The following is a 20,858-nucleotide window of genomic DNA, read 5'->3' as shown; positions in this document are numbered from 1 at the left end:
TATATTATGCTTATTTATTCTTTCTTATTTCTCTACATAAACCGACTTAACAATCGTACGATTATATGGTTTTCCTTCTTTATTCATCCCTTTTATATCCATCGTAACGTTATATACTCCCGGTTGTTTTATATCTTTCAAAGCACCTGTAAATGTATTCGTATTAACATTTTGTAATTCATTAAATTCAGAGACTAACTTACCTTCTTTATTAACGACTCTTACTGTTATGGAAAGATCCCCTTTCATTTCAGGTGCCACTGGTGATTTTTTCAGTTTATACTCAGGTTTATTTACTTTAACCTTTGTAGGCATTTGAAGAACAAATGGCGCGTCATTCTTGTAATCGCTTACAACTAAATATGCATCTTTCGACTGCTTCGCCATCATTTTGATTTTCCATTCGCCTACTTCCAATTTATCAAACTTGAATGTTCTAATTGTCGCCCCATTAAAGAAAGATTCGCCTTCACCAGTAGTTATAGCACTATCTTTGTTTGCATAGATTTTTCCTTTTGGAGATACCATTTGTACTTCTACATCAGAAGAAGCAGTTAGTACAGAAACTATTCCTTCAGCCTTTTTATCAACAGAAATACTTTGCTGTATCCACTGATTTTGTGGTAATTCGCCTCCTAAAATATTTTGATTTGAAGTTGTATTTAATTGTTCTAGATTTTCATTTGAACTAGTGCTGGATGCTACTAAAGCTGGTAACCCCACATTTGTCGTACGTAAATATGGTTCAATTCGTGCAAAAACAGCTGATCCTTTTCTTATATTGTCATGATCAAATCTTGAATCTGTAAATAAATGTGTACCGTACGATAGCTTCGCACTCCATTCATTTACTAGTCCATCATTTGAACCGTACGACGATAAATATAACCCGCCCATAGATAATGCAGAAAATGTTGGCCCCCAGCTAGTCCCAGTAGCCGTATAGTAACGGTTTAATTTAGCTGCTGGGTTGTTATCTATTGTTGAACGAAACTTTGCCATTTCACCTATTTGTAACGAATACGTACCATCATCTTTTTGACCTAATATAGAAGCAAGCCACCCTGCCCACCAACTATATGATAAATCTGCCAAATTTGAGCCGTGATGCGGTGTAGCAAGTGTAATAACATTTCCAACAAATCGATTCGCACCATATTCAACTAATGCAGCTTGTGTATCAATACCACCTTTACTATGTGCTACAATATTAACTTTTTTACCGAAATGATTATATATTTCTTCAAGTTTTTGTGCTAACAATTTTCCGTTATCCCACTGACTAGCCGAACCTTTCCCAGCAGCATCATATAATTGTATAAACACTGTTTGATAGCCTGCTTTCAAAGCATAATCATACATATCATTTATATCATGATATACTGTCTTTCCATACCAACTATCTGCATTACCATTTCTTCCTTGTACAAAGAGAATTGGTGGTTTATTCTCATCATAATTAGCAGGTTTTTGGCCTAAAAACCATTCTCCAGGTGTGAATACTTCTGTATCAGGAAACCCCTTTCCAAGCTCTTTTACAACTTCTGCCTGTACATTTGTGCTAATCGTTGGAGCCATGATAAAAAATACAATTAGTAAGACCACAAATCTTCTCATCAGTCGCATATTACTCCCCCTATTTTTTTGAAAGAAGGTGTTCTTTATAATATTTTATATTTTCCCTTCCTTAATAATAGCTAATCTTTTATTTTAAAAAGATGTTAGCCCTATTTTTAGAAGGTTACTAGTTGTATACCCTCTTCCTTAACTCTCGTTATTCTCTTTGTTTCTACCTCTTCCTTTTGATAGAATACGACAAAAAAGTTTCTCAATAATTGTTAACTTCGCTACATCCAGATATTTTTTAAATTATTATTGTTTATATAAAGCATACAAATCTTGAAAAAATTTTAGTGAAAAAACATTTTATTACTAGTTAGTTATTTAAAAATATAATAAAGATATGTACTTTCTTTTCATTAAATACAAACTAATTTCAAAGGAGCTTATATTATAAGACTTTCCTACGATTAAAATTTAAACTGAAATTTCCGAATAGATAGTTATATTTCCAGAAACATATATTATGATAATTTTCGTGCACTTGAATTAACTTTTTAGAAGTACTAACCTATCGGTGAGCAGAAGAAAATTCTGTAAAAAGAAAGGAGAATACTTTATGATGACCAAATTACAAAAAGAGTTTTTTAAACGCTTAAAAATTCCTGCAAAAGAAATAACATTTGATGATTTAGATGAAATTCTCTTAAAAATGGGAATGATTCTCCCCTATGAAAATCTTGATATTATGGCTGGTACTATTAAAAATATCTCAAAAGATAACTTAATAGAAAAGTTACTTATTCAAAAACGAGGTGGACTTTGTTATGAATTAAACTCCTTATTGTATTATTTCTTAATTGATTGTGGGTTTCAAGTATACAAAGTAGCCGGTACTGTTTATGATCTGTACGATAATAAATGGAAACCCGATGATGGTCATGTCATTATCATATTAAGTCATGAGGATAAAGATTATGTTGTGGATGCAGGTTTTGCATCTCATCTCCCTTTACATCCAGTACCTTTTAACGGAGAAGCCATCTCCTCTCAAACAGGAGAATATCGAATTCGTAAGCGAAATACTCGAAAAGGTACGCATATTTTAGAAATGAGAAAAGGAGCTAACGGAGAATCTACAAGTTTCTTACAATCTGAACCTTCAAACGAATGGAAAATAGGCTATGCTTTCACTGTAGATCCAATAGATGAGAAAAAAGTGAATAATATTCAAAAAGTGATTGTAGAGCATAAAGAATCTCCTTTTAATAAAGGAGCTATCACTTGTAAATTAACTACTTATGGTCACATATCATTAACAAATAAAAATTATACAGAAACCTTTAAAGGCACCAAAAATAAACAACCAATAGAATCTAAAGATTATGCTCGCATTCTTCGTGACTCTTTTGGAATAACGCAAGAGAAATATGTAGGAAAAACACTAGAAAGAGGCTAGTTGACTACAAGTATTTCATAATAAAGCAGATTCTATATTTAGAATCTGCTTTATTTTATATTTTGTTATAAATTAATTTAATTTTGTTGTTACCCTTTAATTTTCAATTATATACTCATCATCATATTTATCGTATTGTAGCCCTTCCCCTATCTTTGACTCCGTAACTTGATCTCTTAAAAACGGTGCAGCATCCATTTTGCTAGTTGCAATTTCAATTCCATATTTTTTCGTTAAATGAGCTAACTCTATTAAAAACCACTCTCTTCGCAATGTAACTGGAATATCCAATGTTTTTCTTTTCATATATAATAGCACCTCTTTTATTTTCATAACTTAAAAACATCACTGGATGCACTTATTAAGACTACCTTTCACCGCTAACATCCAATGAAACATTATAGTATATGCATGTCCATTTCAAACGTGCTATCACAAATATGATATTTAAGTTTACATAATTACATTATGTAATAGTAGAAAAGAAAGGCATGTCCCTTCCTCTTCTACTATAGAGATTTAAATTAAGAACATCTTGGTACACCTAAAGCTAAAAATAAACCTGCTACTCCCGCAGTAATCGGTACTTTTAACGTAATAACATCGTCTACCTTCGTTACTAAAAAGTAAGCATTACCTTCTTGTAATATACAAGTTACCAACAATTGAAATTCCATTCAAATCTCCTCCTTTCAATCGATATACTATAATTTATGAAATCTCTTTCAAAAAGTAATAGGAAATATATCTATTTTTCCTTATATACAAAATAAATGTTTGTAGGTCTAGTAAAAATATTAATTTTCTAAATTTATATAATACGTGTAATATCCAATAAGTTCCTATATAATCAATAAAGAAAATCTTACAAATGGAGGTATGAAAATGGAGGTTTTGAGTAATATTGGTGCAGCTTTATTTTTTATTGCTTTTATTCTTTTAATCTTATGTATCATTTCATTCTTTAAGAAAAATGGAAAAGCAAAACAATATGGTCGTCCTACCGTTATTCTTTTTATGATTTCAATTATATTAATAGTGACCGGTACAACAACATCTGAACACCCGGTCATCGAATTTTTTGCTATTTTAAGTTTCATTCTATTTATATTCTTCCTTGTACTTGCAATATTATCTGTTATTAAGAAGACAGGTGTAGCGAAAAAACAATTTATTATTACAGCCGTATTATTTGTCATTTTTGTTGCGCTATCAGGTATTTCAGCTCCTTCTTCTGAAAAAACGACAGCAACTAGTACAAAAGTGGCATCAAACAATGAAGAACAAAAAGATAGTGAACAGAAAAAAGAGCTAGAAAAGAAAGAGGCGGACGAAAAAACTCAAAAGCAAGAAGATGAGAAGCGTCAAGCCGAGGAACAAGCTCGTAAACAAGAAGATGAAAAACGTCAAGCCGAGGAACAAGCTCGTAAGCAAGAAGATGAAAAACGTCAGGCTGAGGAACAAGCTCGTAAACAACAAGAAGAACAGAAACGTCTAGCTGAGGAACAGGCTCGTAAGCAACAAGAAGAACAAAAACGACAAGCTGATGAACAAGCTCGTAAACAACAAGAAGAACAAAAACGTCAGGCTGACGAACAGGCTCGTAAACAACAAGAAGAGCAAAAAGCACAACAAACTCAAACACAACCCGCTTCAGGAAATACTAGTAGTGCATACTACAAAAATTGTGCTGCAGTTAGAGCAGCTGGGAAAGCCCCTTTACATAAAGGGCAACCAGGTTATAGCTCTCATCTTGATCGTGATGGTGATGGAATTGCATGTGAAAAATAGCAATAAAAAAAGAAGCTTCTACTAAGCTTCTTTTTTATTATCTTAAAGTATTTCGACTAATTATTCTTCACTTTTTAGAATCGTACAAGCAATTAGACAAGAAGCTGCGAAGAAAACAATTGTGTTGGAAACTGATAAGCTAATGAATTTTACGATAACCGCAACATTATGGACATATAAAAACAAGTTGATTGAGAGAAACTAGTTTAATAAAGTTTCTATATGGGATATTCATTCAACCAACTTAGCGCTTGTTCATAATCATCAAAAAACTTCACAGATTCTTTTATATTGGCTTGCTGTAAATAATTCATTATCTCCCCCTCTTCAAGGAGAAACGCAATTGCCTTACTGTGATTCAAAATAGTTTCATTGAAGAACTTATCTTTCCATGCTTTTTGAACAGAAAAATGATTTGGCGCGTATCCTTTTCTATCCACCAACAATTTGTATTTCCGTCCCTCGGAAATGAATTGCTGACAAACTTGCTCAAAACCATTAAACCATTCATACACATCATCTGTTCTTATCTTTCCAATTAAATGGGTAATAATTAAATCTCCTGAAACTGTTGTGCTGATATTCTGTTTATTCAATTTGGAATCATCTCCCTTAGTTACAATTATGCGTAAAAATCTCATAAAGTAAAACTTTAATCAGTGGGGGTTTTACTAGCTAGGAATAAAACTACAAATCATTATTTACTGTATTGCCCTTAGTTACGGAAACAATTATACTAGATGTAATCGAAATAAATAATCTGAATATTCTCAGAATTTAAGGTAGAAGTTTTACTATCTACAAATAGAATTAGAAATATGTCCACTAAATAGATTAGAAAACGATAATAACATTAGGAGGATTACGATGCCCCAGCTTGATTCATTACATCCCACTGTAGAAAAAATAATCAATAATATTGAAAAAATAATGGTCGGAAAACGAAAAGAAACGATCTTAGCTTTGACAGCTCTCTTAGCTGACGGTCATGTGCTATTAGAAGATGTTCCTGGTGTCGGGAAAACAATGCTAGTACGTGCTCTTTCTAAATCCATTGATGCTGATTATAAGCGAATTCAATTTACACCTGATTTATTGCCGTCAGATGTAACAGGAGTTTCTATTTATAATCCGAAAGAGCTCCAATTTGAGTTCAAGCCTGGACCAATTATGGGGAATTTTGTACTTGCTGATGAAATTAATCGTACATCTCCAAAGACACAATCTGCTTTACTTGAATGTATGGAAGAAGGCAATATTACAATAGATGGCATTACAAGACCTTTACCAAAACCGTTCTTTGTCATGGCTACACAAAATCCGGTCGAATATGAAGGAACATATTCTCTACCAGAAGCTCAGCTCGATCGTTTCTTATTGAAACTAAAAATGGGATATCCTACACCAGAGGAAGAATTTGAAATTTTAAACCGGATGGAAAAAACAAATCCACTCTCTCAATTACAGACCATTACTACAATAGAAGAATTAATTTATTTACAACAAAGCGTACGGGTAGTAAGTATGGACAAAGCAATTAAGCATTACATTGTAAAGCTTGTTAATCAGACTCGTACGTACAGTTCTATACAGTTAGGTGCAAGTCCACGTGGCTCGATTGCTTTAATGAAAGCTTCACAAGCTTATGCATTTATCCATGGCAGGAATTATGTTATTCCAGACGATGTTAAATTTTTAGCTCCTTACGTTTTAGCACATAGACTCATTTTAAAAATGGAAGCAAAATTTGAAGGAATAACAGGAGAACAAGTTATCGGAAAAATCGTTGCACGAACTACCGTGCCTACTCAAAGGACGATGAACCCTTGATGAAACGAATGCTGCGAGCGCTATATCACGTTATGAAGTTATTGCTACTCCCTTTATGTCTAGTCTTAACATTTGTGTACGCTATGCTTCAAGGAGGGTTTGTCAGTTGGTTTTTGTTTTACAGCATAATTCCCATTGCTCTTTATTCGCTACTACTCCCCTTCTACGCTTTACGGGACGCTGAAGTAAGACGAATAACAAACCAAAATGGATATGTAGTAGGAGAACAATTTGTAAGCACGATTACAATAAAAAGAAAATTTCCTTTTCCCTTACTTTATTTAGTTATAGAAGATGAACTGCCACCACAATTTATAAGTTGTAAACAAACAAAGATGAATAAGGTAGTACTCTTCCCAGGATTGAAACGAAATATTTCGTTTCAATATGTTATTGACACAATCCCTAGAGGCGAGCACACTTTTTCAAGCGTTCGTGTCAAAACTGGCGATTTATTCGGCATGATGGAGAAAGAAGTAACTTTTTCAGTTCCAGATACATTTTTAGTCTATCCCCAATATGTAGATATAGCGTATCGACAATTGGAAAATCATTTCGAACAAGGAGCGCTTTCAGCAAATATAAATTCAGCAAAAGATTCTACAATCTCTGTCGGTGTCAGAGACTATAAACCTGGTGATCGCTTTTCATGGATTGATTGGAAAGCAACTGCACGAACAAACACTATTATGACAAAAGAGTTTGAACAACAGCGCAGCCATAATGTCATGATATTCATAGACAGAACCAAGTCCCCTCTATTCGAATCAGTCGTCACATTTACTGCCTCTATCGTAAGGGCTGTCTTGAAACAAAATTCACCAGCATCATTCGTGTCTATCGGAAAAGAACAAACTATTTTCCCTTTAGACAATGGAGATACGCAGTTACAACAAATCCTTTGTCATTTAGCAAAAGTGCAAGCAGACAGTGTATTCCCGCTCTCCCAGAATGTAGACATGGAACTAAGAAAAATTTATGAGCCCGTCACGGTTATACTCGTGACCAGTAATCTTTCTCCCGATATTCAAAAGGCGGCTGATTGTGCTGCTATAAGAAATAGAAAATGTATGGTTTTTGTCGTGAAAGAAAAAGCGAATCAACTTTCACACCGAGAAATCAGTATAATAGAAACTCTAAAAAAACGACAAATATTTGTAAACACGGTTTATGAAAACCGGTATACAAACGTGTTTTTTGAGGTGAGCAAATGATAACATTACAAACAAAATACAAGTGGGATACGAACAGATTCTTTATGCATGCATGTGTATTTCTTCTTTTACTAGAATGGCTAAGACCTCTTATAGGTATTACAAATGTAGGTAGATTAGATATTTTCGTAACATTTATAGGAATTTGCTTCGCTCTCTCTTTTTTTCAAACGAGGTGGCAGATTCCAATAAAAATTGTCACAGTCCTATTTATCATTCATTCCCTATATTATAAAAATGCTTTTATAAATCCATCTTGGCTAACAGCATTCTTTTCTGATATGTTTCGAAATTCCTCCCTGTTTTTCCAAGGGAATTTACTAGATATTTCTCCAGTTTTTCCGACGGTTTTATTTTTTCTCTCATTTTGGTTTTTGAGTTCTTTTACTTCATTTTGGATTATTCATAAAAAACGTGGGTTTCTATTTCTTGTATTGACTATTATTTATATCGCAACTTTTCATAACTTACATTTATACAATGCAAACTACGCTATTATTCGTACTGTTGTCATCAGCTTTTTTATGCTTAGTCTTCTTCAAGTAGAACGAATAAAAGAACGTGAACACTTACAAAATTATGCTAGGGAAATCTCAAAATTACTTAGACCACTTACAATATTTATTGTATTATTAGCAACCATCGCATACTTTGCTCCAAAATTTGGCTCTCAATGGCCAAACCCAATGGATTTTTTAAAATTCAACACATCTGAAGCAAGTAAAGAAAAAAAAGTTTCTACAATTGGGTATGGTTTAGATGACTCACGATTAGGTGGTCCTTTTAAGGCGGATCCTACAATTGTTTTCACAGCACGAACGCAAAACAAACAATATTGGAGAGTCGAAACGAAAGATTTTTATACCGGAAAAGGCTGGGAGGTTTCTGAAAATCCGAAAAAGGTTTCTTTTAAAAATAAAAACGACGTCGTAAGCTGGTACGAACAAAATACAAAAACAGAAACTACTGAGGCAACAATTACCATGCAAAAAAGTTACCCTCACCTTACCTATCCAGCAGGATTAGTAACAGTTGAAGCTTCTTCTGATGTATCATACAGTGTTGACCCGTTTTCAGAAAAAATTTATACAATGAATGGAGACTCTTCTACTACTTTACATTCGTATAAAGTAACATATGAGATCCCTGAGTTTTCCATAAAAAACTTGAAAGCTGTAAAAACAAATGAAGGTCAAGAAACAAATCCTTATTTTATGACAAAGTACACACAACTTCCCGAGTCATTACCACAGCGCGTAAAAGACTTGGCTATCAATCTTACAAATGATAAAGACAACCGATATGATAAAGTATTAGCTATTGAAAATTACTTCACAGACAACTCTTTTACATACGAATCAACGAATGTCTCATTCCCTGCCAAAAGCCAAGATTATGTAGATCAATTCCTTTTCGATACCAAAAGCGGCTACTGTAATAATTTTTCGACGTCTATGATTGTACTACTTCGTTCTGCCGGGATTCCAGCTCGCTGGGTGAAAGGCTATACAGAAGGAACTCTTGACAATACACTTGCCTCTGCAGAAGGTGAGGATGTTTATACAATCACGAACGATAACGCACACTCTTGGGTCGAAGTATATTTCCCAGAATACGGATGGATTCCATTCGAACCGACAAAAGGATTTACTAATCCCTATAATTTTATAAATAATACGCCTGCTCCTATTTCACAAAATAGCGAAGCAAATAATTCTAATAACGAGCAAATACAACAACGAAATAATGAAGCAAAACTTAAAAGTTTAATTGAAAATACAGAAGAAGCTTCTACTAAAAAGGTCACAAATTCTAAAACTAGTTTTTCTTGGTGGTATGTATTCCTCTCTACGGCACTAATTAGTATTATAGGATACATTCTCTTCACCACTAGAATGAAATGGATGACATTTCTTATTATTCATTTCTATAAATACCGAAAAGATGATGCTGTTTATCAAAAAGCTTACGGTGCACTTTTAAAACAATTTGCGAGAATTGGCATACCACGGGGTGAAAGTCAAACATTCCGAGAATACGCTCTCCATATCGATACACTTTACAACTCGGCCGATATGCAACAACTTACTGCCAGTTATGAGAACGCTATGTATCAACAGGGGCAGGCTACGGTAGAATGGAAGAAATCCGTACACTTATGGGAAGTGCTTATGAAAAAAGCAGCTTCTCCACCTAAATCAGATGGCTTTGATACAGTTATTTAATCTTGAAAATTTGAGTTTAAAGAAAACGTCTCAAAGAACTACATTGTTCTTTGAGACGTTTTTTAATAAAGTGAAACTCCTGCTTATTCCCCAAGCACCTTCTCAATCTCAACCTCTAAATCTACCGGCTTCGTCTGCGGAGCAAAACGCCCTACTACTTTCCCGTCTTTTCCGATTAAAAACTTCGTAAAATTCCATTTCACTGCTTTCATACCAAGTAAACCTGGTGCTTGTTCTGTCATGTATGTATATAGAGGGTGAGCCTTATCACCTTTCACATCAACCTTTGCAAACATCGGGAAGTTTACACCGTAGTTTAATTCACAAAAGCTAGTAATGTCCGCTTCTGTACCTGGTTCTTGTCCCCCGAATTGGTTACAAGGAAATCCAAGTATTTCGAGTCCTTGGTCTTTATATTTATCATATACCTCTTGTAATCCTTTATATTGTGGTGTGAAACCACATTTGCTAGCTACATTGACAATAAGAAGTGCTTTTCCTTCGTAATCTTTTAACGATTTTTCTTCACCTGTAATTGTTTTAGCTGAAAAATCATAAACTGTCATTGTCTTTGCCCCTCTCTTCACTATCATTCTATGTTTATACTATACTACATTCGTGAATATACAGCTCTTATTACGTACTTATAAGTTGTAATGATAGCGCTTTATTTCTGTTCGAAAATTCGACACAAACTACTAGACTTTTATGATGGAAAGTTTTACAATTGAAATGTGAACAAAATGTGACAGTTTATATTCCATTATAAAAGAAAAGGATGGTGTTCATTATGAAAACTGCACAACATGAAACGATTTCAAATCGCGAGTTTTATTTCGTACTATATATGATGTTATTGTTTGTTACTGGCTGGGTAATCGATGTAAATGGTTTATTCTTAAGCTCCTACTTTAATTTAGCAGGAGAGATTATGCTTCCATTAGTAGGCGGGATTGTTGGACTGTTCATTATGTCTATTAATAAACAACAAACGAAATAATAATATTACAAAAAGGCAGAAGACGAGCTTCGTTTTCTGCCTTTTTTCTATTTTAGCGTATAATAAAAACATGCAGTATATAAGGAGTGGTAACTATGAAAAAAGTAGAGCAATTATCTTCTCACCTATATCTTATTGATGATTTCGATTTACAGCATAATGAACGAACAGGTACGTACGTTTTATTAGGTGACGATATTACTTTAATTGAAACTTGTGCAGCCCCTTCTCTTCCGTATATTTTAGACGGCTTACAACAATTACATATTGATTTAAACGATGTTAAAAACATTATCGTTACACATGTGCATTTAGATCACGCTGGCGCAGCTGGTTTAATGATGGAAAAGTGCCCAAATGCTACGTTATATGTGCATTCTCGTGGTGCTCGTCATATGATTGATCCAACAAAACTTATTTTAGGTGCAAAAGCTGTCTACAAAGAAGATTTCGATAAACTCTTTGATCCAATTCTTCCAATTGAAGAAGAACGTGTTCATATTGTACAACATGGTGATACGTTAAAAATTGCAAAAGACCGCACCCTTACATTTTATGATACACCAGGACATGCGAAGCACCATATTAGCATTCACGATTCATTAACAAACGGGATTTTTACTGGCGATACAATTGGAATTTATTATAGAGAACTCGCAGACGTTGATGTAGAGTTATATCTACCATCAACGTCCCCTTCACAATTCCAACCAGATGCGATGATTACTTCTAAAAATCACATTCAAAGTATAAATGTAGATACTATTTATTTCGGTCATTACGGCGCATCCTCTCATGTTACAGAAGTATATAATCAACTGGAATATTGGCTACCTATTTTCGTTCATACTGGTAAGGAAGTCTTTGAAAAGTATAATGATTTCGATGAAGCAACTAAAGCTTTACAAACTTTGTTAATGGATAAAATCTCTTCTCATCTTACAAAGTTAAACGTTCCATCAGATCATTCCGTTTATAATATTTTACATTTAGATATAGAAATTAGCGCAATGGGCATTATTGATTATTTCACGAAGCAAGATAAAGCAAACTCCACTATTAACTAACAGTAAAAGAAGAGATATACAACAGTAGTTATTGTATATCTCTTCTTTTTTTGAATATATTTTGAGTAAAGGATGGTGGAATATAATGCAAAAAGTGATGCTATACCTCTGCTTCACATTATTTATCGTCTTATTATTATTTGTAGGAGTAAAAATTCAATTTTATTTAGATACAGATGCACAAGTGAACTTTAACGTTTATCCAAGATTATTCTACTTTACACTCTTCCCTCTTATAGTTGGCATTTTATTACGATTCCTTCAATCTATTAATCGCGAAACGAGTAAACAAAACTGGAGCTTTCAACCGGATAAATTTATTGCTATTACAGTGCCTACACTATTCATTTCCTTTTCCCCAGCACTACTCTTTTCACCACTTGCCGAATACCTACCTTATTTAGTTAATATTATTCTAATAAATACAACTTTTGTTACGATTATTAGTTTAATAGCTGGTTATTCCCTTTTAGATTGTTTTATACAAAAGGACAATGCAACGATGAAAAAATATAATTAAATGCTCTATTTTCTTTTAATAAAGAAAGCTCAAAACTAAAGCTTTGAGCTTTTTTACTTATCTCACCTTTTCATCTACATACTCCATAAACTGCTCCGCTTTAATAAATCTTTCTTTGTACGCCTCAGGTACTTCTTCTATTTTTATTGCACCAGTTGATTTTGTCTTCACTCGTACTATTTCATGTGTCATTAAAGCTTCCATATAGCGATCAAACTCTTCTTGCGTTAATACTTCTTTACTAGATTTATGGCCATTTAATTTATCAAAATACGGATGAAGCTCCATTACTACCTTTTTCAATTCCTCTTTTTTAGCTGGTGATAATTGATCATAATCTATATTACCATTCGAATCTCCGTACGCAAGCTTTGCATTTGTTAATTTTTTTAGTTCTTTTGTAAACTCCTCATATTCCTTCGTGCCCATTTCATCTTTCGCTTCTGATAACTTTGCATTAAAACGCATATACGCTTCTAACGTCATCGCTCCGGCGTGTTTTTTTAAATTCTCAAATGATCCGTATATACCATCCGCCATAATAGATTGATATGTAAAACCGGTCGTAGGGATTAAAAATGCTGCTGCAAGCACTCCGGCGATAAGACGTTTCTTCACCTTATTTCCCCCGCGATTCATTTTGATTTGAACAATTACTTTTTCTTTTAACTCCGGCGGGGCAACAATCCCCTTCGCTTCTTCTCGTATAGATTCTCTAACTCTACAATCTAAACTCATTTCACATTCCCTACCTCTCCTAAAAAGATTTCTTCTACTTGCTCTTTTTGACGTATTTTCTTTAATGCCGCATGAATTCTAGACTTCACTGTACCAATTGGAATATGTAATATTTGTGCTACTTCTTCTTGTGAATATTCGTATAAGTATCTTAAGATAATAACTTGTTTCAATTTATACGGTAATTTATGAATGAGTTCGATTAGTTTTTGGTTTGATATTTTACTTACAACATCGTTAGAAAAATCAATTTGCACTGGCTTTCTTTGCTCTTCTGCTTTTTTCATAATTCGTAGTCGCATCCACCTCTTTCTTCTATAAGAATGAATTTGTTTAATCGCAAGCCCAATTAGCCAAGGGCGAAATGGCTTCTCGCTATCATATTTACGAAGCGATTCATATAGCTGTATGTATACTTCTTGAACGACATCATCTACATCCGTTTTATCTTCAATTAAAAAATGTGCTGTTTTATATACTTCTTGAATCGTTACATCATACAATTCGCTATACGCTTCTTTATTTCCTGATAAAGTTAATCGAATTAAATGTGCGTAATCTATTTCAGCCTTCATATTCCAGCCCTCCTTTGTCTTACACTATATATTGGCAAGTAATTCATATTTCGTTCGATTTTTCCGAAAAAAATTTTTATATAAATTAATATTATGATTCAATGAGTTCATAAGCTTCACTTATAACCACGCATAACTATTATATAATTTTCCAATTTCTGATAAAGATTTAAAATGATTTATATAGTCAAATTTAGGAGGATATATGATGAAAGCTATCGTTGTAACGTCGTTCGGTGGTCCTGAAGTGATGAAATATACAGATTTGGATATACCGGCTATTTCAGAAGATCAAGTTTTAATTCGTGTTGTTGCTACTAGTGTAAATTTCGCTGATATTAAATCACGTTATGGCAAAAAAGGAAATAAAGCACTACCTTTTATTCCAGGTATAGATGCCACTGGTATTGTAGGACGCGTCGGTTCTCATGTGAAAAATATTCAACCTGGACAGCGTGTCATTGCTTTTCCTCAAAATGGATCTTACGCAGAGTACGTTGTTTCAAATGAAAATCTCACTTTCGTTTTACCCCATGAAGTCGACTTTCAAACCGCAGCTGCTTGTCCGATCGTATCTTTCACAAGCTATAATTTACTCGTGAATGTTGCAAGGCTTCAACAAAATGAATCCGTGCTGATTCATGCAGCTGCTGGCGGAATTGGTACTACCGCGATTCAACTTGCAAAACGATTAGGGGCTGGAACAGTTATCGGTACTGTCGGAAGTGAAACGAAAAAAGAAATCGCTTTAGATGCTGGAGCTGATTATGTTATTTGTCATCAAGATGAAGATTTTGTAGAGAAAGTCAATGAGCTGACAAACGGAGAAGGAGTGAATATAATTTTGGACTCTATTTCTGGAACTGTCTCTGAAAGAAGTTTAAACTGCCTAGCTTATTACGGTCGCCTCGTTCATTTCGGTAATGCAAGCGGTAAAATTGGCAATTTCAAAACGAAAGATTTACACGCAAGTTGCCGCTCTATACTAGGCTTTAGCTTTGGCACTACACGGAAAAAACGTCCTGAACTACTCCAAGAAACGGCAAATGAAGTTTTCCGTTATTTGCGTGACGGAAGTTTGCAAATGAAAGCTACAAAATCTTTTCCCCTTCAAGATGCAGGGAAAGCACATGAATGGGTCGAAAGTAGAAAAAGTACAGGGAAAGTAATACTAACTGTTCAGTCTTCTTCCTGAAATGAATACTTGAAACAGAGGTGGCATTCATGGGATCACGAATTATGCATGTTATTATCGCTAACGGTATTGCTGAGAAACTATGTATTCAAGATAAAACTTCTTTCTTACTTGGAGGGGTAGCCCCTGATGCGGTTCATTCAGCAGAAGAAAAAGGAACTTCACACTTTTACGCTGGTACAACGAAGAACTATACGAGAAGAATAGATTATGATTCATTCTTTCATAAATACGAAGCACATATAGATTCCCCCTTTATTTTAGGCTATTATACCCACCTCATTGCCGATGATAATTGGCTAAGTGGCTTTTTTCTACCATGGCTAAAAAATAGAATAGAGAATGACGAAACCATCGCACCCCTGTACTATAACGATTTTAAACTGTTAAATGCAAAGTTGCTTCATCATTACGATCAAGAACAACAGCTCTTCTCTCTTCTCAATCAAGAGGCTCACATTGTGGATATTGAAGAGGTTTCTAAAGAAAACGTTTTAGCTTTTCGAAAGTATCTTTTTGAAGATATGTTGTATCCTGAGCAACATTTGCATGAAGACTTACAGGTGTTTACGTTTAATCAAATTGTCGGTTACATTGAAACCGCTATTGAAAAAGGTGTATTTTTTATTACACAACTCTCTCATGAAAAATCCACTTCAAAGATTTAATCCCCCTCAATATATTTGAGGGGGATTTTCACATAGCAATATTATTATTGATTCTTCTCCATAACCGCAAAATAATTCCCTTCACTATCAGCAAAGTTAAACACTTTACCAGAAGGCATAGTTACCATTTCTCCAACAGTAACATTTTTATTTTTTAAACCTGCATATAATTGATCCAGATTTTCTGAGAAGAACATTAAGGACGGTGTACCAAGATTTAATTCTGGGCTCATTTTCGAAATAACTTCTTTATTATGTAATATAATGCTCGTTTCAACACCGTTAGTTGGAGCAATTTCAATCCATCTCATTCCTTGCTTGTTATCTTCCTCTGCAACTACATGAAACCCTACCTTTTCCGTCCAAAAATTTACTGCCTCATCTTGATTATTTACATATAACATAATTTGTCCTACTTTATGAATCATTTGTATTCCTCCTATTGTTTTTTTACATTCTATGTAGCTTTCTACAGCTGGTATCATTATTCCTTTTGAGTTGGTATGTACTTCTTTGCAAAATTTATCGACTGACTCATCCCATCCAGTTCGTCAAAATAATTGTTTCTTTCAATCATGTTATATCCGTCGAATCCAATTTCATCTAATACTTTGAAGAATATATCGAAATCCACTTCACCATTTCCTACTGCTACTTCTATATACTTACTTGAACTATTACTTTTCACTTCTTTACAATCTTTAATATGAGTTTGTACTATATAATCTTTTAATAGTAATAAACCTTCTAACGGATTTTCATTTACATCACTTATTAAATTTGCTGGGTCAAAGTTAACAGCTAGTCCTTTCGAGTTTGCATTTTCTAAAAATCGTTTTAATACTATTGCTTTTTCAGATCCTGTCTCAATAGCAAAGACTCCCCCAAATTTGAATGCTAATTCTCCTATCTCATAACAAACCCGTATCATTTTATCATAGCACTCACTTTTTTCATCATCTGGAACTTTCCCAATATGAGCTGTTATGATCTTTGCTCCCAGCTCCAAACCTCTGTCAGTAATATATTTAATCTGATTTATTGTACTGTCAACTTCTGTTCCTGTAATTCCATTTTCTCCAAAACTAATTGCTAATGATGGAATCTTTATTCCATTAAAAGATAAGCTTTTCTTTAAAGCAGTCCATTCTACCACTGGAATATTAGCTAAGTTGAAGTTTTTATTCATAGCATATAATTGAATATATTCTAAATCCCATTCCCTTGCTTTTTGTATTCCTTCGTTTACTTCAATATGTTTCGTATTCAAAAACATTCCTAATTTCCTATCCATATATGAACCTTCTTTTTATCATTTCGCATCAGTTTAATATTCGACTTTTTTTATATTACTTCCTTGTACATATGTTGATTAAAAAAGTGATAATAGATACATTTCAATAATCATTAATCAAACTCCTTGTATTATTCAATTGCAAATAAAAAAGACGTAACTACAAATAGTTACGCCTTCCCCATTATTTATCTAGGCTTTTTCTTCCCAGTAAATGCTGGTTTCTTTTTCTTAGGTGCTGGTGGCTTCGATTCTACAAATGTTCCTTTGAACATTTCTTGCTTCGTAAATACGATGCCTAGTTTTTTCGCAAATTGTAGTAATTTGCGCTCTTCTTGTGGAGTTACAAGAGATACGACAGTTCCTTCTTTACCCATACGTCCAGTACGTCCTGAGCGGTGAATGTATTGGTCTACTGTGTCTGGTAATTCTAAGTGAATTACATGTGTTAAATCATCAATATCAATACCGCGTGCTGCAATATCAGTAGCAAGTAGGATTTCTAATTTTCCACCGCGGAAAGCACGCATCGTTGCTTCACGCTCTTGTTTACTTGCTTCTGCATGAAGAGCCGCTGCTTTCATTTTACGGAATTTCAATTTCTGAGTAATTTCATCTAAACGGAATGGATCGTTTAAGAAAGCAACTGCTTTTACATCGCCCATATGCATAATTCTTCTTACGTAATCATTTTTTTCGCGTCGCTCACAAATGATATACGTATGCTCAACTAAGCTTTTTGATTCTGCACGTGTTACACGTACTAATTGTGGTTCAACTGCTAAATCACGTGCCGCATCTTCTGCCGCTTTTGTCATTGTCGCCGAGAAGAATACTAATTGACGATCGCGCATCGTTGATTTAATTACATCTTGCACTGCACCCATCATTTTTTGCTTTACAATTTGATCAAACTCATCAAATACAATTGTTTTTACTTCATGCATTTTTAGCTTTTTCATACGAATTAATTCTAAGATACGGCCTGGTGAACCGACAATTACTCTTGGGTGTTTCTTTAATTTTTCAACTTGGCGCTTAATATCTGCACCACCAATTAAAGATGCACCTGAAATTTCAGTTCCTGCTGTAAATTTTTGAACCTCTTCATGAATTTGCATTACAAGTTCACGCGTTGGAGCTAAAATAACAACTTGTGGCTGTTTTACTTCAGGATTAATTTTATGTAAAAGGGGTAATAAGTACGCTAATGTTTTTCCTGTTCCAGTTGGAGATTCAGCTATAACGTCTTGTCCTTCTAAAATAGTTGGAATCGCTTGTTTTTGAATTTCAGTTAATTCTTTAAAACCAGCCTTCTCCCAAGCTTCTTGTAAAAATGGTTGCATATCTTTTATCATTTGTTTTTCTCCTTTATCTCTATTTTTGAAGAAAATGCTGTATTGTTCGCACCGTTTCTAGCATGTGTGAAATAACAGCTATTAAATCATCAACATGGTCTTCTGTAATCGCTTTTTGAAATAGAACCTCTACCTTATTATGATATGAAATCGCTTGCTTATTATATTCGTATGAAACTTTCTGCATAATCATTCTTTCTTTTCCCCATATAGAACGCATTAAAGTTTCAATTTCTTCGCATCCTACTTCTGGTTGTTCTAACGGGAATGAAAATGCTAGCTTCATTTCACAACCTGGTGTAAACTGAGGCACTTCTAGTATTTCACCAGACAAGTTCTTTGCATCCACAGATAATGAAAATGTTGCTTCTACTAATGGTTCGAACGGTTCTGTTAATTGAAATGAGATATGATATATACGACTTAATGAGGCAAGGTCCATCATATCTTTTCGATCTGTTACAAGAATATCTCCATGTAGATCAAAATCATACACAGCACCTTCTACGATTACTTTTAAATTGTCAAAAGCAGTTGGATCAAACATAATTTCCTCCAAAAAACAGGCGCCTTTCGATGGAAAGGCGCCACTTGATGTATATATAGTTTACAGATAAACGAGATGAATTACAACCTTTTAGAATAAACCTACTGCTTTTCCATCTTCATTTACATCCATTTGAAGTGCTGCTGGTTGTTTTGGAAGACCTGGCATTGTTAACATTGTACCTGTTAACGCAACGATAAAGCCTGCACCGATAGATGGTTTTAACTCACGAATTGTAACGATAAAGTCAGATGGACGACCTAATTTTGTTGCATCGTCAGAAAGAGAGTATTGTGTTTTCGCCATACAAACTGGTAGGTTACTCCAACCTTCTCCTTCATATTGAGCTAATTGCTTACGTGCTTTCGGAGCAAATTCAATATCTTTTGCGCCATACACTTTTTGAGCAATTGTACGAATTTTTTCTTCTAATGGTAATTCTAATTCATAAAGTGGTGCATAGTTGTTTTCACCTTTTTCGATTTCTTTTAGTACTTTTTCAGCAAGGTCAACTCCGCCTTGGCCACCCTTCTCCCAAACTTCTGTTAAGGATACTGCATAGCCACGCTCATTACACCACTCTTGTAAGTATGTAACTTCTGCATCTGTATCTGTAATGAATTTATTAATTGCAATTACGAAAGGCACACCAAAGCTTTGAATTGTTTCAACATGCTTCTGTAAGTTTTCCATACCTTTTGCTAATGCATCTACATTTTCTTCTTTTAATTGATCTTTTGCTACGCCACCATGCATTTTAAGCGCACGAATCGTCGCAACAATAACAACTGCTTCTGGTTTAATGCCAGCTGCACGAGCTTTAATATCTAAAAACTTCTCAGCGCCTAAATCAGCACCAAATCCAGCTTCTGTAATAACATAATCACCTAATTTTGCTGCCATTGTCGTAGCGATAACACTGTTACAACCGTGAGCAATATTCGCAAATGGTCCGCCATGAATAATAGCTGGTGTATTTTCTAATGTTTGTACTAAGTTTGGTTTTAATGCGTCTTTTAATAATAGCGTTAACGCACCTTCTACACCTAAATCTTTAACCGTTACAGGTTGATTTGCAAAGTTATAAGCAACTACGATGCGAGATAGACGCGCTTTTAAGTCTTGAATATCTGTTGCAAGGCAGAATACGGCCATAATTTCAGATGCGACTGTAATGTCAAAACCGTCTTCACGTGGTACACCTTGTACAGGTCCACCAAGACCAATTACTACGTTACGAAGGGCACGATCATTTAAGTCAACACAGCGTTTCCAAACAATTTTACGCGTATCAATTCCAAGTGTGTTTCCTTGTTGGATATGATTATCAATAAACGCTGCTAATGCGTTATTGGCAGTTGTGATCGCATGGATATCTCCAGTAAAGTGAAGGTTAATGTCTTCCATTGGTACGACTTGTGAAAAACCGCCACCTGCTGCTCCACCTTTTAATCCCATCGTCGGTCCAAGAGATGGTTCACGAAGTGCAATTACTGTTTTCTCACCAATTTTGTTAAAAGCTTGACCTAAACCAACTGTTACTGTTGATTTACCTTCTCCAGCTGGAGTTGGGTTAATTGCTGTTACTAAAACAACCTTACCGTCTTTCTCATCTTGTAAGCGCTTAAAAATATCAAGAGATAACTTACCTTTATAATGCCCGTATGGCTCTAATTCATCTTCTAAAATATTTAAATCAGCTGCAATTTCTTGAATCTTCTTCATACTCGCTTCTTGTGCGATTTCAATATCGGATTTCACTGTTGTAGTAGTTGTCATATACCCTAGTCCCCCTTTAATTGGTTCTGATGATATTG

The 20,858-nt window shown here is 34.4% G+C and carries 22 protein-coding genes; 10 read left to right on the top strand and 12 right to left on the bottom strand.

Features of this window, described 5'->3' with window-relative positions:
- Positions 1–24 precede the first annotated feature (24 nt).
- Positions 25–1,626, bottom strand: a complete 1,602-nt coding sequence (locus tag ACUXVC_RS10430) for an esterase/lipase family protein (protein WP_144465442.1) — start codon at positions 1,624–1,626, stop codon at positions 25–27.
- 553 nt (positions 1,627–2,179) lie between these two features.
- On the opposite strand from ACUXVC_RS10430, the gene ACUXVC_RS10425 reads away from it, so the two are divergent.
- Positions 2,180–3,019, top strand: coding sequence for an arylamine N-acetyltransferase family protein (locus ACUXVC_RS10425; protein WP_053564650.1), 840 nt, complete (start codon positions 2,180–2,182; stop codon positions 3,017–3,019).
- A 96-nt stretch (positions 3,020–3,115) separates the two neighbouring features.
- Here the strand turns inward: ACUXVC_RS10425 and ACUXVC_RS10420 are convergent, their stop codons facing one another.
- Positions 3,116–3,325 (bottom strand): hypothetical protein, encoded by a 210-nt coding sequence (locus ACUXVC_RS10420; RefSeq protein ID WP_000824206.1) that lies wholly within the window; start codon positions 3,323–3,325, stop codon positions 3,116–3,118.
- A gap of 218 nt (positions 3,326–3,543) precedes the next feature.
- Positions 3,544–3,696, bottom strand: coding sequence for an exosporium protein ExsG (exsG, locus tag ACUXVC_RS10415; RefSeq protein WP_000395679.1), 153 nt, complete (start codon positions 3,694–3,696; stop codon positions 3,544–3,546).
- A 208-nt stretch (positions 3,697–3,904) separates the two neighbouring features.
- Between exsG and ACUXVC_RS10410 the strand changes: the two genes are divergently transcribed.
- Positions 3,905–4,810, top strand: coding sequence for an excalibur calcium-binding domain-containing protein (locus ACUXVC_RS10410; RefSeq protein WP_144465441.1), 906 nt, complete (start codon positions 3,905–3,907; stop codon positions 4,808–4,810).
- Between the two features lie 218 nt (positions 4,811–5,028).
- Here the strand turns inward: ACUXVC_RS10410 and ACUXVC_RS10405 are convergent, their stop codons facing one another.
- A complete protein-coding gene (locus tag ACUXVC_RS10405; RefSeq protein WP_144465440.1) occupies positions 5,029–5,451 on the bottom strand; it encodes an STAS/SEC14 domain-containing protein in 423 nt (140 codons plus the stop codon).
- A 226-nt stretch (positions 5,452–5,677) separates the two neighbouring features.
- On the opposite strand from ACUXVC_RS10405, the gene ACUXVC_RS10400 reads away from it, so the two are divergent.
- Genes ACUXVC_RS10400 through ACUXVC_RS10390 form a run of 3 tightly spaced genes read left to right on the top strand, consistent with a single transcriptional unit; the run spans position 5,678 to position 10,079 of the window.
- Positions 5,678–6,640, top strand: a complete 963-nt coding sequence (locus tag ACUXVC_RS10400) for an AAA family ATPase (protein WP_144465439.1) — start codon at positions 5,678–5,680, stop codon at positions 6,638–6,640.
- Positions 6,640–7,854, top strand: a complete 1,215-nt coding sequence (locus ACUXVC_RS10395) for a DUF58 domain-containing protein (protein WP_144465438.1) — start codon at positions 6,640–6,642, stop codon at positions 7,852–7,854. The genes ACUXVC_RS10400 and ACUXVC_RS10395 overlap by 1 nt, the downstream gene beginning before the upstream one ends.
- Complete coding sequence (locus ACUXVC_RS10390; RefSeq protein ID WP_144465437.1) at positions 7,851–10,079, top strand: transglutaminase TgpA family protein; 2,229 nt, start codon at positions 7,851–7,853, stop codon at positions 10,077–10,079. The genes ACUXVC_RS10395 and ACUXVC_RS10390 overlap by 4 nt, the downstream gene beginning before the upstream one ends.
- Before the next feature lie 83 nt (positions 10,080–10,162).
- On the opposite strand, the gene bsaA is transcribed toward ACUXVC_RS10390, so the two are convergent.
- Complete coding sequence (gene bsaA / locus ACUXVC_RS10385) at positions 10,163–10,645, bottom strand: glutathione peroxidase (protein WP_000219434.1); 483 nt, start codon at positions 10,643–10,645, stop codon at positions 10,163–10,165.
- Between the two features lie 224 nt (positions 10,646–10,869).
- Between bsaA and ACUXVC_RS10380 the strand changes: the two genes are divergently transcribed.
- The 3 genes from ACUXVC_RS10380 to ACUXVC_RS10370 all read left to right on the top strand — a co-directional run bounded on the left by ACUXVC_RS10380 (position 10,870) and on the right by ACUXVC_RS10370 (position 12,666).
- Positions 10,870–11,079 carry a DUF3925 domain-containing protein gene (locus ACUXVC_RS10380; RefSeq protein ID WP_043938462.1) on the top strand — a complete coding sequence of 70 codons (210 nt, stop codon included), beginning with the start codon at positions 10,870–10,872 and terminating at the stop codon, positions 11,077–11,079.
- A gap of 95 nt (positions 11,080–11,174) precedes the next feature.
- Entirely contained in the window at positions 11,175–12,146 is a 972-nt protein-coding gene (locus tag ACUXVC_RS10375) for an MBL fold metallo-hydrolase (protein ID WP_053564662.1), read from the top strand.
- An 85-nt stretch (positions 12,147–12,231) separates the two neighbouring features.
- Positions 12,232–12,666 (top strand): hypothetical protein, encoded by a 435-nt coding sequence (locus ACUXVC_RS10370; protein ID WP_001174535.1) that lies wholly within the window; start codon positions 12,232–12,234, stop codon positions 12,664–12,666.
- Between the two features lie 57 nt (positions 12,667–12,723).
- On the opposite strand, the gene ACUXVC_RS10365 is transcribed toward ACUXVC_RS10370, so the two are convergent.
- Entirely contained in the window at positions 12,724–13,404 is a 681-nt protein-coding gene (locus tag ACUXVC_RS10365) for a DUF3600 domain-containing protein (protein WP_075717269.1), read from the bottom strand.
- Positions 13,401–13,979, bottom strand: coding sequence for a sigma-70 family RNA polymerase sigma factor (locus ACUXVC_RS10360; RefSeq protein ID WP_144465436.1), 579 nt, complete (start codon positions 13,977–13,979; stop codon positions 13,401–13,403). Before ACUXVC_RS10360 ends, ACUXVC_RS10365 begins: the two co-directional genes overlap by 4 nt.
- Before the next feature lie 208 nt (positions 13,980–14,187).
- On the opposite strand from ACUXVC_RS10360, the gene ACUXVC_RS10355 reads away from it, so the two are divergent.
- Both ACUXVC_RS10355 and ACUXVC_RS10350 read left to right on the top strand, forming a co-directional pair.
- Positions 14,188–15,174 carry a quinone oxidoreductase family protein gene (locus ACUXVC_RS10355; protein ID WP_446026027.1) on the top strand — a complete coding sequence of 329 codons (987 nt, stop codon included), beginning with the start codon at positions 14,188–14,190 and terminating at the stop codon, positions 15,172–15,174.
- Between the two features lie 29 nt (positions 15,175–15,203).
- Positions 15,204–15,842 (top strand): hypothetical protein, encoded by a 639-nt coding sequence (locus ACUXVC_RS10350; RefSeq protein ID WP_053564665.1) that lies wholly within the window; start codon positions 15,204–15,206, stop codon positions 15,840–15,842.
- Positions 15,843–15,886: 44 nt separating this feature from the next.
- Here the strand turns inward: ACUXVC_RS10350 and ACUXVC_RS10345 are convergent, their stop codons facing one another.
- From ACUXVC_RS10345 to ACUXVC_RS10325, 5 genes are all read right to left on the bottom strand, one after another.
- Complete coding sequence (locus tag ACUXVC_RS10345) at positions 15,887–16,270, bottom strand: VOC family protein (RefSeq protein ID WP_098852613.1); 384 nt, start codon at positions 16,268–16,270, stop codon at positions 15,887–15,889.
- A 56-nt stretch (positions 16,271–16,326) separates the two neighbouring features.
- A complete protein-coding gene (locus ACUXVC_RS10340) occupies positions 16,327–17,136 on the bottom strand; it encodes a sugar phosphate isomerase/epimerase family protein (protein ID WP_069355476.1) in 810 nt (269 codons plus the stop codon).
- 188 nt (positions 17,137–17,324) lie between these two features.
- Positions 17,325–18,494 (bottom strand): DEAD/DEAH box helicase, encoded by a 1,170-nt coding sequence (locus ACUXVC_RS10335; protein ID WP_000588597.1) that lies wholly within the window; start codon positions 18,492–18,494, stop codon positions 17,325–17,327.
- 19 nt (positions 18,495–18,513) lie between these two features.
- Entirely contained in the window at positions 18,514–19,041 is a 528-nt protein-coding gene (locus tag ACUXVC_RS10330; RefSeq protein ID WP_142947095.1) for a hypothetical protein, read from the bottom strand.
- 90 nt (positions 19,042–19,131) lie between these two features.
- Complete coding sequence (locus tag ACUXVC_RS10325) at positions 19,132–20,820, bottom strand: formate--tetrahydrofolate ligase (RefSeq protein WP_446026151.1); 1,689 nt, start codon at positions 20,818–20,820, stop codon at positions 19,132–19,134.
- Positions 20,821–20,858: the final 38 nt, after the last annotated feature.

The sequence above is a fragment of the Bacillus sp. N6 genome (genome assembly GCF_052805735.1).
The sequence above is the reverse complement of the archived record's forward strand: the minus strand, read 5'-3'. Positions and strand labels throughout refer to the sequence as shown.

What these genes read in the sequence shown, in the direction of transcription:
- ACUXVC_RS10430 (WP_144465442.1), bottom strand. Translation starts at nt 1,626, where the DNA reads ATGCGACTGATGAGAAGATTTGTGGTCTTACTAATTGTATTTTTTATC.
- ACUXVC_RS10425 (WP_053564650.1), top strand. Translation starts at nt 2,180, where the DNA reads ATGATGACCAAATTACAAAAAGAGTTTTTTAAACGCTTAAAAATTCCT.
- ACUXVC_RS10420 (WP_000824206.1), bottom strand. Translation starts at nt 3,325, where the DNA reads ATGAAAAGAAAAACATTGGATATTCCAGTTACATTGCGAAGAGAGTGG.
- exsG (WP_000395679.1), bottom strand. Translation starts at nt 3,696, where the DNA reads ATGGAATTTCAATTGTTGGTAACTTGTATATTACAAGAAGGTAATGCT.
- ACUXVC_RS10410 (WP_144465441.1), top strand. Translation starts at nt 3,905, where the DNA reads ATGGAGGTTTTGAGTAATATTGGTGCAGCTTTATTTTTTATTGCTTTT.
- ACUXVC_RS10405 (WP_144465440.1), bottom strand. Translation starts at nt 5,451, where the DNA reads ATGAGATTTTTACGCATAATTGTAACTAAGGGAGATGATTCCAAATTG.
- ACUXVC_RS10400 (WP_144465439.1), top strand. Translation starts at nt 5,678, where the DNA reads ATGCCCCAGCTTGATTCATTACATCCCACTGTAGAAAAAATAATCAAT.
- ACUXVC_RS10395 (WP_144465438.1), top strand. Translation starts at nt 6,640, where the DNA reads ATGAAACGAATGCTGCGAGCGCTATATCACGTTATGAAGTTATTGCTA.
- ACUXVC_RS10390 (WP_144465437.1), top strand. Translation starts at nt 7,851, where the DNA reads ATGATAACATTACAAACAAAATACAAGTGGGATACGAACAGATTCTTT.
- bsaA (WP_000219434.1), bottom strand. Translation starts at nt 10,645, where the DNA reads ATGACAGTTTATGATTTTTCAGCTAAAACAATTACAGGTGAAGAAAAA.
- ACUXVC_RS10380 (WP_043938462.1), top strand. Translation starts at nt 10,870, where the DNA reads ATGAAAACTGCACAACATGAAACGATTTCAAATCGCGAGTTTTATTTC.
- ACUXVC_RS10375 (WP_053564662.1), top strand. Translation starts at nt 11,175, where the DNA reads ATGAAAAAAGTAGAGCAATTATCTTCTCACCTATATCTTATTGATGAT.
- ACUXVC_RS10370 (WP_001174535.1), top strand. Translation starts at nt 12,232, where the DNA reads ATGCAAAAAGTGATGCTATACCTCTGCTTCACATTATTTATCGTCTTA.
- ACUXVC_RS10365 (WP_075717269.1), bottom strand. Translation starts at nt 13,404, where the DNA reads ATGAGTTTAGATTGTAGAGTTAGAGAATCTATACGAGAAGAAGCGAAG.
- ACUXVC_RS10360 (WP_144465436.1), bottom strand. Translation starts at nt 13,979, where the DNA reads ATGAAGGCTGAAATAGATTACGCACATTTAATTCGATTAACTTTATCA.
- ACUXVC_RS10355 (WP_446026027.1), top strand. Translation starts at nt 14,188, where the DNA reads ATGAAAGCTATCGTTGTAACGTCGTTCGGTGGTCCTGAAGTGATGAAA.
- ACUXVC_RS10350 (WP_053564665.1), top strand. Translation starts at nt 15,204, where the DNA reads ATGGGATCACGAATTATGCATGTTATTATCGCTAACGGTATTGCTGAG.
- ACUXVC_RS10345 (WP_098852613.1), bottom strand. Translation starts at nt 16,270, where the DNA reads ATGATTCATAAAGTAGGACAAATTATGTTATATGTAAATAATCAAGAT.
- ACUXVC_RS10340 (WP_069355476.1), bottom strand. Translation starts at nt 17,136, where the DNA reads ATGGATAGGAAATTAGGAATGTTTTTGAATACGAAACATATTGAAGTA.
- ACUXVC_RS10335 (WP_000588597.1), bottom strand. Translation starts at nt 18,494, where the DNA reads ATGATAAAAGATATGCAACCATTTTTACAAGAAGCTTGGGAGAAGGCT.
- ACUXVC_RS10330 (WP_142947095.1), bottom strand. Translation starts at nt 19,041, where the DNA reads ATGTTTGATCCAACTGCTTTTGACAATTTAAAAGTAATCGTAGAAGGT.
- ACUXVC_RS10325 (WP_446026151.1), bottom strand. Translation starts at nt 20,820, where the DNA reads ATGACAACTACTACAACAGTGAAATCCGATATTGAAATCGCACAAGAA.